Source organism: Citrobacter sp. MNAZ 1397, from assembly GCF_023613995.1.
Classification (GTDB): domain Bacteria; phylum Pseudomonadota; class Gammaproteobacteria; order Enterobacterales; family Enterobacteriaceae; genus Phytobacter; species Phytobacter ursingii.
This window is the reverse complement of record NZ_JAKIVH010000005.1, coordinates 72067-84069: the sequence shown is the minus strand read 5'-3', so window position 1 is coordinate 84069 and position 12003 is coordinate 72067. Positions and strand designations below refer to the sequence as shown.

Sequence of the window (12003 nt, the reverse complement as noted above, 5' to 3'; positions counted from 1 at the left end):
TCTCCTTACGACTTAAGCGACAAATTTCAGTGTGCAACCAGGATTAATGCTCTCCGGCACGTCACCTGCGACGTGCACCGTGCCGGGGTATTCGGCCTGCGTCTGTCCATCGAAGCGCAGGGTAATATGGCCAAGCTCACGCAGATTCAGCTCCGCCACCTCACCGACGGCGGTGACCGGATACTGCTTATCGCCCAGTTCGAAGCGGGCGCCAGGCTTAAGCTGTCCGCAAAAGTCGCCATGACAGTGGATAAAGCAAAACTCAGCCACATCGGCGGGTGCGCCTTCCCGGAAGGTAATCAACATGCGGTCGCTAAGCGCATCGCGCGCGCACTCGCCAATCTGCGTAATCGTGGTTTGGTAAATGACACTCATAAGCAACCTCTTATTGATAAATAAAGCCTGAGACAAACCAGGCGATGAGCACCGTTGGCGCACCGGTCAAAAAGCGGCTAACCAGTACGGACGGCACACCGACGCGCACGGTGTCCTGGCGTGCTTCTGCCAGTGACAGCCCAACGGGGATAAAATCACATGCCGCCTGGGCGTTAATGGCGAACAGGGCTGGCAGGGCAAGGTGTGGCGGGATATTCCCCTGGCCAATTTGCACGCCAATCAATACGCCGATCACCTGGGCAATGACGGCCCCTGGGCCGAGGAACGGCGACAGCAGAGGGAAAGAACAAATCAGCGCCAGCGTCACCAGCCCTAGCGGATGGCTGGCAAGGGGTGCCAGGCCGTGGGCTATCCAGTCCCCCAAACCGGACGCCATAATGATCCCGATAAGCGCCGAGACGAACGCCATGAACGGCAGGATGGTTTTCAGCACCGTATCGATGGTGTCGCGTCCGGCCTGGAAGAGTACGGCGACGGCAGAGCCCATGCCCATGCCGACTTTGGCCAGCAGGCCATCGCTCTGTTCGGTGATTTTTTTGCTACTGTCGTAATGGCGGGCGCTTGTTTCGCGTTGCGCCGGTTTCCCGGTGAGTTCGCCGTCCTGCCAGTAGATATTTTCTTCTCTTACGCCAGAGACATAGATATCTTCCAGGATGTACTGCGCCAGCGGTCCGGACTTGCCGGTGGCATGGATATTGATGGTGGGAATACGCCGTTTCGGGTAAATGCCGCAGCGTAATGTACCGCCGCAGTCGATGACGGCCACGCCGATTTCTGCTTCGGCAGGTTCCCCTTCTTTAAAGCCGTCAACCGCTTCCCAGCCGGTCATTTGTGCCAGTTTGTCGACGATCGCCGGACGCGTCCCAGCCGTGATGTAGACTATTTTTTTGTTCATGGAGGGATCGAGTGCCAGTGGGCCACCCCAGCCACCGGTCCCTTTTTCAATCACAATGCGGCTCATGATGTCGCTCCTGCCAGTTGTACTTTCTGTTCAAGCTCAATGCCCATTTTTTTCTCGAAAATCGCGGTCGTCAGATCGGTAATCCAGCCACGGAAGAAGTTGGTGACCAGGCCTACCAGCAGGTAACTGACGGCAAGCGGCCCCAGCGGCAGGCCGAGGGTGGTCAGGCCATTGGCAATGCCTAAATAGACGAACAACTCGCCGGGGTTAATGTGGGGGAAGAGGCCATTCATTGAGTGGCAACTGTAAGACGCGGCCGCGTAATAACTGGGTTTGTAACGTTCCGGCATAAAACGCCCAAGACTCAGGGTCATGGGGTTACAGAAAACAAATGTGCCCACGCACGGTAGCAACAGATAACGGGTTACCGGGTTGCCGGCGCAGCGCTGCGCCAACCGTTCAATACGATGCTGACCAATGAAATTGATCAGTGCGTTCATGATAACCAGCAGACTTATCAGCAGCGGCAGAATACCGGTCACCATTCCGGTAAACACAACCCCGCCTTTCTGAAACAGCCCGATGAACCATTCGGCACCATGAGTAATGGTTTCGATCATTGTTCTCTCCTGTAGGGTTTTCTCGTTGTTGCAAAACTGAGACTTATAATAATCACTATGAAAGGTTAAAAAGTGTTATTTAGATCTCAATATGAAAGATAAAATGATCATTGTGAAAGTTTTTGGCAGGTAAAAGATGAGAGGTGAAGAAAAACGCGGCATTTCAGATAAGAGGAGAGAGAAGAAACATGGAAGCCGCTTCCTTGTGGAAGCCCGCATGCTTTACCATAATTCCTCCTGGTTGAATGAATCGTTAAATGGATGTCCCATGTTTAAGCGTCGTTACGCAGCGCTCCTCCCTGCGCTCGTTTTACTTGCCGCCTGCAGCAGCAAACCTCATCAAACCGCAGCATCCACCGACGGTGTGATAACCGGTCAGCCCGCAGAACCCTCTGGCGGTTTCCTGCTCAAACCGCAACACAATGTGATGGCGATGGGCGGTGACTTCGCCAATAACCCGGCGGCGGAGCAGTTCATCAATGAGATGGTGAGCAAGCACGGCTTTGATCGTCAGCAGTTACACGAAATTCTCTCTCAGGCGAAGCGACTCGATTACGTGCTGCGCCTGATGGACAGGCAGGCGCCAACCGGCCCGGCACCGGTTGGACCGAATGGCGCATGGCTGCGTTATCGCAGCCAGTTCATCACCCCGGATAACGTGCAAAACGGCGTGGCGTTCTGGAACCAATATGAAGACGCGCTGAATCGCGCATGGATGGTGTACGGTGTACCGCCGGAAATTATCGTAGGCATTATCGGCGTCGAAACCCGATGGGGCCGCGTGATGGGCAAAACGCGTATCCTTGATGCGCTGGCGACGCTCTCCTTCGACTATCCACGCCGCGCCGCGTATTTCTCCAGCGAACTGGAAACGTTCCTGCTGATGGCGCGAGATGAAAGTGATGATCCGCTCGATTTGAAAGGTTCTTTCGCCGGTGCGATGGGCTACGGCCAGTTTATGCCGTCGTCTTACAAACAGTATGCCGTTGATTTTAATGGCGACGGGCATATCAATCTGTGGGACCCGGTCGATGCCATCGGCAGCGTGGCAAACTACTTCAAAGAACATGGCTGGGTGAAAGGCGATCTGGTGGCGGTGCCAGCGAATGGCCAGGCGCCGGGACTGGCGAATGGCTTTAAAACCAACTACAGCGTGGCGCAACTGGCGTCAGCGGGCTTAACACCGCAACAACCGTTGGGGAACCATCAACAGGCCAGCCTGTTGCGTCTGGATGTTGGCACCAGTTATGAGTACTGGTACGGCTTACCCAACTTCTACACCATCACCCGTTACAACAGCAGCACGCACTACGCGATGGCGGTCTGGCAGCTTGGTCAGGCGGTTGCGCTGGCGCGCGTTCGCTAATTGTCCGCCCCTTCCTGTGGGAGGGGCAGAAACATTTCGACGCACTCCCCCCTTAAATTCCCGTTTACTTCATTGCTGCTTCTGATTATTGTTATGTTATAACATATTAAAGGTTCAGTAATGATGGATTTAACCCTTTTCGCCTGCGCCAGCGTGGTGCGGCTTGGACTGGCTACGGCGCTGTTGGTTGCGCTTTGGTTGCTAACCGCATGGTCGGTGGCACTGGCATGATTACGCTTGATCATCTGGTGGCGGGCTACGGCTCGCAGGCCATTACCCCCTCCTTGTGTGGCGTGATTGAAGCCGGAAGCATGACCGCGATTGTCGGCGCCAATGGCTGCGGTAAATCGACGTTACTCAAAACGCTGGCAGGCATACTGCTGCCGGTCAGCGGCACGCTGCGCTGGTCTCCTTCGCGCCCGGTGATCGGCTGGCTGGCACAGCGGCAGACGCTGGACCCGCATTTCCCGATTACGGTTCAGGATGTGGTGAGCATGGGGGCCTGGCCGCGTATCTCGCTGTTTCGTGGTCTCAATCGCCAGGCAAGAGCACATGTCTGCGAAGCGCTGGAGCGAGTCGGGATGTTGAATATGGCCAAAACCACCGTTGAAGCGCTCTCCGGCGGCCAGTTTCAGCGCATGCTCTTTGCCCGCATGTGGCTGCAGCAGGCGCCGCTTGTCATGCTCGATGAACCCTTTACCGGCATTGATGAGGCCACAAGCCAGGTGCTTATGGAGCAGATTGTCGATATGCATCAGCAGGGGCAAACCATTCTCGCCGTGTTGCACGACAGCGAACGCGTCAAACGCTACTTCCCCCAGACGCTACGCCTGGACACGGAAAGCGCCCATTGGGGAGCAACCGCATTGACCTCAATGCAGAACAACGGAGCGTGCCTGGCATGATATGGCATCTCTTTTTCCAGCCGTTTATTGAGTTTGGTTTTATGCGTCGCGCGCTGGTGGTGTGCCTGGCGTTATCCGTCAGCACCACGGCGCTTGGCGTATTTCTGCAACTGCGGCGAATGAGCCTGATGGGTGATGCGCTCTCACACGCAATATTACCCGGCGTGGCGGCAGGTTATCTCCTCAACGGCATGTCATTACTGGCCATGAGTCTGGGCGGTTTTTTCGCCGGGATTATCGTGGCGCTGGTGGCCGGGATTATCAGCCGACGTACGCCATTGAAAGAAGATGCCAGCTTTGCCGGTTTGTATCTCGCCTCATTAGCGCTGGGCGTGACGCTGGTGTCGCTGCGCGGCTCAAGCGTTGATCTGCTGCATTTACTGTTTGGCTCGGTGCTGGCGGTCGATCGGGACGCGGCGCTGTTTGTCGCGGGCGTCGCCAGCCTGACGCTGCTCTGTCTGGCGCTGTTTTATCGCGGGCTGGTGAGCGAGGCCTTCGACAGCCGTTTTTTGCAGATAAACGCACCGCGGCTTCCCGCCCTGTTCCACAGCCTGTTTTTGGCATTACTGGTGCTAAACCTCGTCGCCGGGTTTCAGGTGCTGGGCACATTAATGGCGGTGGGGGTGATGATTTTACCGGCGGTAGCGGCACGCTGCTGGGCGAGGACATTACCTGGCCTGCTGTTATTTGCAGGCGTTAGCGGTGCGCTGTGCGCATGGTTTGGACTGAGTCTTTCGTGGATGGCAGGGTTGCCGGCAGGGCCGTCTATCGTCCTGACCGCGAGCGTCGTTTTTATTTTTTCCATCTTATTCGGCGTGCGCAGCACGTTACGCGCACAAAAACCAGGCAAGGAGACATAATGAAAAAGGCAGGTGTGGTTCTGGCATTAGCGCTTGGGCTGATGACGCAAAATGTAATGGCGAAAACATTGAACGTGGTCGCCAGTTTCTCGGTACTGGGGGATATCGCCGCCAAAACAGGGGGCGAGCACGTGAAAGTCACCACGCTGGTCGGGCCGGATGGCGACCCGCATACCTTCGAGCCGAGCGCCAAAGACAGCGCGCTGCTCAATAAGGCCGATGTGGTGGTGGTCAATGGTCTGGGGCTGGAAGGTTGGCTGGATCGACTGGTCAAAGCGTCAGGTTTCAAAGGCGTGGTCGTTGTCGCTTCTGAGGGCGTTTCAACGCACACGCTCGAAGAAGAGGGCAAAACCGTGACCGACCCGCATGCCTGGAACAGTGCGGCCAACGGCGCGCGCTATGCGAAAAATATCCTGGCGGCCTATGTCAAAGCCGACCCGCAGGATGAAGCGGCGCTGAAAGCCACCGGACAGCGTTATATTGACCAGATACAGCAGATGGATAGCTGGGCGAAAACCCAGTTTGACGCGGTACCGCAAGAGAAACGCAAAGTGCTGACCAGCCATGACGCCTTTGGTTACTTTGGCCGCGCATACGGCGTGACCTTCCTGGCGCCGCAGGGTATCTCTTCGGAAAGTGAAGCCAGTGCGCAGCAGGTGGCTGAGTTGATTAAGCAGATCAAAGCCGACGGCGTACATACCTGGTTTATGGAAAACCAGCTTGATCCGCGCCTGGTCAAACAGATTGCCAGCGCGACCGGTGCACAGCCTGGCGGGGAACTCTATCCTGAGGCTCTGAGCAAAAAAGGCGGCGTGGCGGACTCCTACGTCAAAGCGTTTCGCCATAACGTTGAAACTATCGCCAACAGCATGAAATAACCGCGCTAAGCCAGCGTAAGCTGGCTTTTTTCTGAAGCCTCCTCGTAAATTCGTCACCGCATCCCCACCTTTATCCTGAAAGTGGTATCTTTTCCGCCACGGTTTTTGCACGACAGGGGTCACTATGACTGACAGCGAATTAAGGGAACTGAGTGAGCGTGTGGGGCTGGCGCTCAAGGCACGCGGCGCAACCGTCACCACGGCGGAGTCCTGTACGGGCGGTTGGGTGGCAAAAGCCATTACCGATATCGCCGGGAGTTCCGCCTGGTTTGAGCGTGGCTTTGTCACCTACAGTAATGAGGCCAAGTCGCAGATGATTGGCGTTAAGGCAGAAACGCTCGCAGCACAGGGTGCAGTGAGTGAACCTGTAGTGGTGGAGATGGCAATTGGCGCGCTAAAAGCTGCACGGGCGGATTTCGCCATTTCTATAAGCGGCATTGCCGGGCCTGACGGGGGCAGCGACAGCAAGCCTGTCGGCACCGTGTGGTTTGGTTTTGCCAGCGTAAGCGGGCAGGGGATTACCCGTCGCGAGCGCTTCGATGGCGACCGCGAAGCGGTGCGTCGTCAGGCGACAGTGTATGCGTTGCAAACACTGTGGCAACATTTTCTACAAAATACTTGATACTGTATGACTATACAGTATAATTGCGACAACAGAACAGAAATTCACGGCGGAGCATAGTCGCTTCACCTTGCATGACAGGAGTAATAATGGCTATCGACGAAAACAAACAAAAGGCGCTTGCGGCAGCACTGGGTCAGATCGAAAAGCAATTCGGTAAAGGCTCCATCATGCGTCTGGGTGAAGACCGTTCTATGGATGTCGAAACGATCTCCACCGGTTCACTTTCGCTGGATATCGCACTGGGTGCGGGCGGTCTGCCAATGGGCCGTATTGTTGAAATTTATGGGCCAGAATCCTCCGGTAAAACGACGCTGACCCTGCAGGTTATCGCCGCAGCGCAGCGTGAAGGCAAAACCTGTGCGTTTATCGATGCCGAACATGCGCTGGACCCTGTATATGCACGCAAGCTGGGTGTTGATATCGATAACCTGCTGTGTTCTCAGCCGGATACCGGTGAGCAGGCGCTGGAAATCTGTGATGCGCTGGCCCGCTCTGGTGCCGTTGACGTTATCGTTGTCGACTCCGTTGCGGCGCTGACACCGAAAGCAGAAATCGAAGGTGAAATCGGCGACTCTCACATGGGCCTCGCGGCACGTATGATGAGCCAGGCGATGCGTAAACTGGCGGGTAACCTTAAACAGTCCAACACGCTGCTGATCTTTATCAACCAGATCCGTATGAAAATTGGTGTGATGTTCGGTAACCCGGAAACCACCACTGGTGGTAACGCGCTGAAATTCTACGCTTCTGTTCGTCTGGACATTCGTCGCGTTGGCGCGGTGAAAGAGGGCGACAACGTGGTGGGTAGCGAAACCCGTGTGAAAGTGGTGAAAAACAAAATCGCTGCACCGTTCAAACAGGCTGAGTTCCAGATCCTCTACGGCGAAGGTATCAACTTCTACGGCGAGCTGGTTGACCTGGGCGTGAAAGAGAAGCTGATTGAAAAGGCGGGCGCCTGGTACAGCTACAACGGCGAGAAAATCGGTCAGGGTAAAGCGAATGCGACAAACTGGCTGAAAGAAAACCCGGCAACGGCGAAAGAAATCGAGAAGAAAGTGCGTGAAATCCTGCTCAGCAATCCTTCTTCCGGTGCCGATTTCTCGGTGGACGACAGCGGTGAAGGTGTCGAAGAAACCAACGAAGATTTCTGATAATCTGAATGACAATCAAGGGCTGCGGATGCAGCCCTTTTGTTTTTCAGAGTCTGCCAGGATTTAACCATGTCTGACAACACGCCCCGACGCTCTGCCAGTGCCCGCTTGCTTGACCGTGCCTTACGCATTTTGGCTATGCGTGATCATGCGGAACAGGAACTTCGCAGAAAACTTACTGCCCCTGTAATGGGCAAAAATGGTCTGGAAAAAACGGACGCCACGCCGGAAGATGTCGACAAAGTTATTGCCTGGTGCATGGAAAATAACTACCTCGACGATGCGCGATTTGCCCGTCAGTTCATTGCCAGCCGCAGTCGCAAAGGCTATGGCCCTGCACGTATCCGCCAGGAGATGGGCCAGAAAGGGCTGACGCGGGATGTCAGCGAAAGCGCGATGCGAGAATGCGATATCGACTGGTGCGAACTTGCCCGGGAACAGGCGCAGCGTAAATTCGGCGAGCCGCTACCCGTGGCCTTTGCGGAAAAAGTAAAAGTGCAACGCTTTTTACTCTATCGCGGTTATTTACTGGAAGATATTCAGGAAATCTGGCGAAATTTTGCCGGTTGACCGCATACGGGATTTTACTTCGCAGTAAAGAAAACTTATCTTATTCCCACTTTTTCCAGTAGCGGGTTGCTGTCTGTCAAAGGGCAGTAATCCGTTACGACATTTCGTTAGCTTGATTTCAGGATAATTATGAGCAAGAGCACCGCTGAGATCCGTCAGGCGTTTCTCGATTTTTTCCATAGCAAGGGCCATCAGGTAGTTGCGAGCAGCTCCCTTGTGCCGAATAACGACCCGACTCTGCTGTTTACTAACGCCGGGATGAACCAGTTCAAGGATGTCTTCCTTGGGCTCGACAAGCGTAATTATTCCCGTGCAACGACCGCACAGCGCTGCGTGCGTGCGGGTGGTAAACACAACGACCTGGAAAACGTCGGTTACACCGCGCGTCACCATACCTTCTTCGAAATGCTGGGCAACTTCAGCTTCGGCGACTACTTCAAACACGATGCTATCCAGTACGCATGGGAGCTGTTGACCGGTGATAACTGGTTCAAACTGCCGAAAGAACGTCTGTGGGTGACGGTATACGAGACCGACGACGAAGCCTACGAAATCTGGGAAAAAGAAGTCGGAATTCCGCGCGAGCGTATTATCCGTATCGGAGACAACAAAGGCGCGCCTTATGCTTCCGATAACTTCTGGCAGATGGGCGATACCGGTCCATGCGGCCCTTGCACCGAGATTTTCTACGACCACGGCGACCACATCTGGGGTGGCCCTCCGGGAAGCCCGGAAGAAGACGGTGACCGTTACATTGAGATCTGGAACATCGTCTTTATGCAGTTCAACCGTCAGGCTGACGGTACCATGGAGCCACTGCCGAAACCGTCCGTTGATACGGGCATGGGTCTCGAACGTATCACCGCTGTGCTGCAACATGTGAATTCCAACTACGAAATCGATCTGTTCAGCAAACTTATCAAAGCGGTAGCTGAGGTGACCGGCGCAACCGATTTGAGTAACAAATCCCTGCGTGTGATCGCGGATCATATTCGTTCCTGTGCCTTCCTGATTGCTGATGGCGTAATCCCCTCGAATGAAAACCGTGGCTATGTGCTACGTCGTATCATTCGTCGTGCAATCCGTCACGGCAACATGCTGGGCGCGAAGGATACGTTCTTCTACAAACTGGTTGGTCCGCTGCTCGACGTAATGGGATCTGCTGGTGAAGAACTGAAACGCCAGCAAACGCAGGTTGAGCAAGTTCTGAAAACCGAAGAAGAACAGTTTGCCCGTACGCTGGAGCGTGGTCTGGCGCTGCTGGACGAAGAACTGGCGAAACTCAAAGGCGACACGCTGGACGGCGAAACCGCTTTCCGCCTGTACGATACCTATGGTTTCCCGGTGGATCTGACGGCCGACGTATGCCGCGAGCGTAATCTGAAAGTTGACGAAAAAGGCTTTGAAGCCGCAATGGAAGAACAGCGTCGTCGTGCGCGTGAATCCAGCGGTTTTGGCGCTGACTATAATGCGATGATCCGCGTCGACGGCAGCTCAGAATTTAAAGGCTATGACCATCTGGAACTGACCGGTAAAGTGACCGCGCTGTTTGTTGATGGTAAAGCCGTTGATGCGGTTAATGCCGGCCAGGAAGCCGTCGTGATTCTGGATCAGACCCCATTCTATGCCGAATCCGGTGGTCAGGTGGGTGACAAAGGCGAACTGAAAGGCAATGGCTTTACCTTCGCCGTCAACGACACGCAGAAATATGGCCAGGCCATTGGTCATCTGGGTCGCGTTACCGCAGGTTCGCTGAAAGTGGGCGACGGCGTTAAAGCTGAGGTGGATGAGGCGCGTCGTTTGCGTATTCGTCTGAACCACTCTGCAACGCATCTGATGCATGCCGCGTTGCGCGAAGTGTTGGGTACGCATGTAGCGCAGAAAGGCTCACTGGTTAACGATAAGGCGCTGCGTTTCGACTTCTCACATTTTGAAGCGATGAAGCCGTCTGAAATCCGTGCGGTAGAAGATCTGGTGAACGCGCAAATTCGTCGTAACCTGCCTGTCGAAACCAACATCATGGATATTGACGCGGCAAAAGCATCTGGCGCAATGGCGCTGTTTGGTGAGAAATATGATGACCGCGTGCGTGTTCTGCGCATGGGTGATTTCTCCACTGAACTGTGTGGTGGCACTCACGCGTCACGTACGGGCGATATCGGCTTGTTCCGTATTGTGTCTGAGTCAGGCACTGCCGCGGGCGTCCGTCGTATTGAAGCCGTGACCGGCGAAGGCGCAATTGCGGCATTGCATGCGCAAAGCGACCAGTTGCATGATATTGCACAGTTGTTGAAAGGCGATAGCGCCAATCTCGGTGACAAAGTGCGTTCCGCGCTGGAGCGTACCCGTCAGCTCGAAAAAGAGATACAACAGCTTAAAGAACAACAGGCTGCTCAGGAAAGCGCAAGCTTGATCGGGAAGGCTGAGGATATCAACGGCGTTAAACTCCTTGTCAGCGTGCTGGAGGGTGTTGAACCGAAGATGCTGCGTACCATGGTCGACGATCTCAAGAACCAATTAGGTTCTGCCGTAATCGTTCTGGCCACAGTGGCAGAAGGTAAGGTTTCTCTGATTGCGGGTGTGTCTAAGGATGTGACTGATCGCGTCAAAGCAGGGGAACTGGTTGGAATGGTTGCCCAGCAAGTGGGCGGTAAAGGCGGCGGGCGTCCGGATATGGCGCAAGCTGGCGGCACGGACGTGGCAGCGCTTCCTGCAGCAATGTCCAGCGTAAAAGGCTGGGTAGGCGCGAAACTGTAAAAATTACAAAGCGAATAGCAGTCGCCATGGCCTTGTCGCCATGGCGTTCTTGCCACTACGCTATTGAAAACGATAAAGTCAGGTTGAAGTTGTGTATATCGGCTAAACTTACGTCTAACAGAATGTGATGCCGTGACTGCTTACACTTTACGTGTTTGTCATCGCTTACTTTTTGGCGTTATATGATGGAGAATGCCGGGATACAGAGAGACCCGACTCTTTTAATCTTTCAAGGAGCAAAGAATGCTGATTCTGACTCGTCGAGTTGGTGAGACCCTCATGATTGGGGATGAGGTCACTGTGACTGTTTTAGGGGTTAAAGGTAACCAGGTACGTATTGGCGTTAACGCTCCTAAAGAAGTATCTGTTCATCGTGAAGAAATCTACCAGCGTATCCAGGCTGAAAAATCACAGCAGTCCAGTTATTGATATTACCGCGTCTCGCCTCCCCGGCGAGACGCAACATCTCTCCCCGATTCTCTCCTGTTCGCGTTACCTTTTTATTTCATTCCCTCTCTTGTCGCTCCTCTTTCTCAGGTTTTTGTCTCCGCTGACATCAGGTGCATAACATCTAATTTCTGCTGATAAAACATCCTTTTTGCGTTTTTATCCGGCTAATTGTCTGCGAAGTGTGCAAACGATTCAGGGGCTGGAAAAATTGTTTGACTTATAAGTCTCAGAAAGTAATATGTGCGCCACGCAGCGACGATGAGCAGAAACAAGTTCTTCGAAGCACTCGTAAGAGGCGTGTGGTGAGGTGGCCGAGAGGCTGAAGGCGCTCCCCTGCTAAGGGAGTATGCGGTCAAAAGCTGCATCCGGGGTTCGAATCCCCGCCTCACCGCCATTTGCATCCATAGCTCAGCTGGATAGAGTACTCGGCTACGAACCGAGCGGTCGGAGGTTCGAATCCTCCTGGATGCACCATCTTTCTCAGTGTTGCGGCGCGTTGAGCAACATTGAATCGGTAGTAAAGC

The 12003-nt window shown here is 54.4% G+C and carries 12 protein-coding genes and 2 tRNA genes; 11 read left to right on the top strand and 3 right to left on the bottom strand.

All coding sequences use genetic code 11. The annotated features are described in order from the left end of the window. Window positions 1-12: 12 nt before the first annotated feature. Genes srlB through srlA form a run of 3 tightly spaced genes read right to left on the bottom strand, consistent with a single transcriptional unit; the run spans window position 13 to window position 1917 of the window. Entirely contained in the window at window positions 13-375 is a 363-nt protein-coding gene (gene srlB / locus L2097_RS22015) for a PTS glucitol/sorbitol transporter subunit IIA (RefSeq protein ID WP_047369128.1), read from the bottom strand. Between the two features lie 10 nt (window positions 376-385). Then, a complete protein-coding gene (srlE, locus tag L2097_RS22010; protein ID WP_085007590.1) occupies window positions 386-1357 on the bottom strand; it encodes a PTS glucitol/sorbitol transporter subunit IIB in 972 nt (323 codons plus the stop codon). Continuing rightward, a complete protein-coding gene (gene srlA / locus L2097_RS22005) occupies window positions 1354-1917 on the bottom strand; it encodes a PTS glucitol/sorbitol transporter subunit IIC (RefSeq protein WP_047369130.1) in 564 nt (187 codons plus the stop codon). The genes srlE and srlA overlap by 4 nt, the downstream gene beginning before the upstream one ends. A 268-nt stretch (window positions 1918-2185) precedes the next feature. Between srlA and mltB the strand changes: the two genes are divergently transcribed. From mltB to L2097_RS21950, 11 genes are all read left to right on the top strand, one after another. Further along, complete coding sequence (gene mltB, locus L2097_RS22000) at window positions 2186-3283, top strand: lytic murein transglycosylase B (protein WP_047369131.1); 1098 nt, start codon at window positions 2186-2188, stop codon at window positions 3281-3283. Between the two features lie 227 nt (window positions 3284-3510). After that, window positions 3511-4188: a metal ABC transporter ATP-binding protein gene (locus L2097_RS21995; RefSeq protein WP_085007589.1), complete on the top strand. Its 678-nt coding sequence runs from the start codon at window positions 3511-3513 to the stop codon at window positions 4186-4188. After that, window positions 4185-5048 carry a metal ABC transporter permease gene (locus tag L2097_RS21990; RefSeq protein WP_229222105.1) on the top strand — a complete coding sequence of 288 codons (864 nt, stop codon included), beginning with the start codon at window positions 4185-4187 and terminating at the stop codon, window positions 5046-5048. Before L2097_RS21995 ends, L2097_RS21990 begins: the two co-directional genes overlap by 4 nt. Continuing rightward, window positions 5048-5926, top strand: a complete 879-nt coding sequence (locus tag L2097_RS21985; RefSeq protein ID WP_250353667.1) for a metal ABC transporter substrate-binding protein — start codon at window positions 5048-5050, stop codon at window positions 5924-5926. Before L2097_RS21990 ends, L2097_RS21985 begins: the two co-directional genes overlap by 1 nt. Before the next feature lie 124 nt (window positions 5927-6050). Then, a complete protein-coding gene (gene pncC / locus L2097_RS21980) occupies window positions 6051-6548 on the top strand; it encodes a nicotinamide-nucleotide amidase (protein WP_250353666.1) in 498 nt (165 codons plus the stop codon). Window positions 6549-6637: 89 nt separating this feature from the next. Continuing rightward, the gene (gene recA / locus L2097_RS21975) at window positions 6638-7702 is read left to right on the top strand and encodes a recombinase RecA (RefSeq protein ID WP_039077622.1); all 1065 of its coding nucleotides are present in this window, start codon (window positions 6638-6640) and stop codon (window positions 7700-7702) included. A gap of 69 nt (window positions 7703-7771) precedes the next feature. Next, window positions 7772-8272, top strand: coding sequence for a recombination regulator RecX (recX, locus tag L2097_RS21970; RefSeq protein WP_142516098.1), 501 nt, complete (start codon window positions 7772-7774; stop codon window positions 8270-8272). 129 nt (window positions 8273-8401) lie between these two features. Next, entirely contained in the window at window positions 8402-11029 is a 2628-nt protein-coding gene (gene alaS / locus L2097_RS21965; protein ID WP_250353665.1) for an alanine--tRNA ligase, read from the top strand. A 243-nt stretch (window positions 11030-11272) separates the two neighbouring features. Beyond that, window positions 11273-11458, top strand: a complete 186-nt coding sequence (gene csrA / locus L2097_RS21960; protein ID WP_000906486.1) for a carbon storage regulator CsrA — start codon at window positions 11273-11275, stop codon at window positions 11456-11458. A gap of 322 nt (window positions 11459-11780) precedes the next feature. Beyond that, window positions 11781-11873, top strand: a tRNA-Ser gene (locus L2097_RS21955). A gap of 3 nt (window positions 11874-11876) precedes the next feature. Beyond that, window positions 11877-11953, top strand: a tRNA-Arg gene (locus L2097_RS21950). The last annotated feature ends 50 nt before the right edge of the window (window positions 11954-12003 follow it).

Coding starts and splice junctions, on each gene's coding strand:
- srlB (WP_047369128.1), bottom strand. CDS start 375: ATGAGTGTCATTTACCAAACCACGATTACGCAGATTGGCGAGTGCGCG.
- srlE (WP_085007590.1), bottom strand. CDS start 1,357: ATGAGCCGCATTGTGATTGAAAAAGGGACCGGTGGCTGGGGTGGCCCA.
- srlA (WP_047369130.1), bottom strand. CDS start 1,917: ATGATCGAAACCATTACTCATGGTGCCGAATGGTTCATCGGGCTGTTT.
- mltB (WP_047369131.1), top strand. CDS start 2,186: ATGTTTAAGCGTCGTTACGCAGCGCTCCTCCCTGCGCTCGTTTTACTT.
- L2097_RS21995 (WP_085007589.1), top strand. CDS start 3,511: ATGATTACGCTTGATCATCTGGTGGCGGGCTACGGCTCGCAGGCCATT.
- L2097_RS21990 (WP_229222105.1), top strand. CDS start 4,185: ATGATATGGCATCTCTTTTTCCAGCCGTTTATTGAGTTTGGTTTTATG.
- L2097_RS21985 (WP_250353667.1), top strand. CDS start 5,048: ATGAAAAAGGCAGGTGTGGTTCTGGCATTAGCGCTTGGGCTGATGACG.
- pncC (WP_250353666.1), top strand. CDS start 6,051: ATGACTGACAGCGAATTAAGGGAACTGAGTGAGCGTGTGGGGCTGGCG.
- recA (WP_039077622.1), top strand. CDS start 6,638: ATGGCTATCGACGAAAACAAACAAAAGGCGCTTGCGGCAGCACTGGGT.
- recX (WP_142516098.1), top strand. CDS start 7,772: ATGTCTGACAACACGCCCCGACGCTCTGCCAGTGCCCGCTTGCTTGAC.
- alaS (WP_250353665.1), top strand. CDS start 8,402: ATGAGCAAGAGCACCGCTGAGATCCGTCAGGCGTTTCTCGATTTTTTC.
- csrA (WP_000906486.1), top strand. CDS start 11,273: ATGCTGATTCTGACTCGTCGAGTTGGTGAGACCCTCATGATTGGGGAT.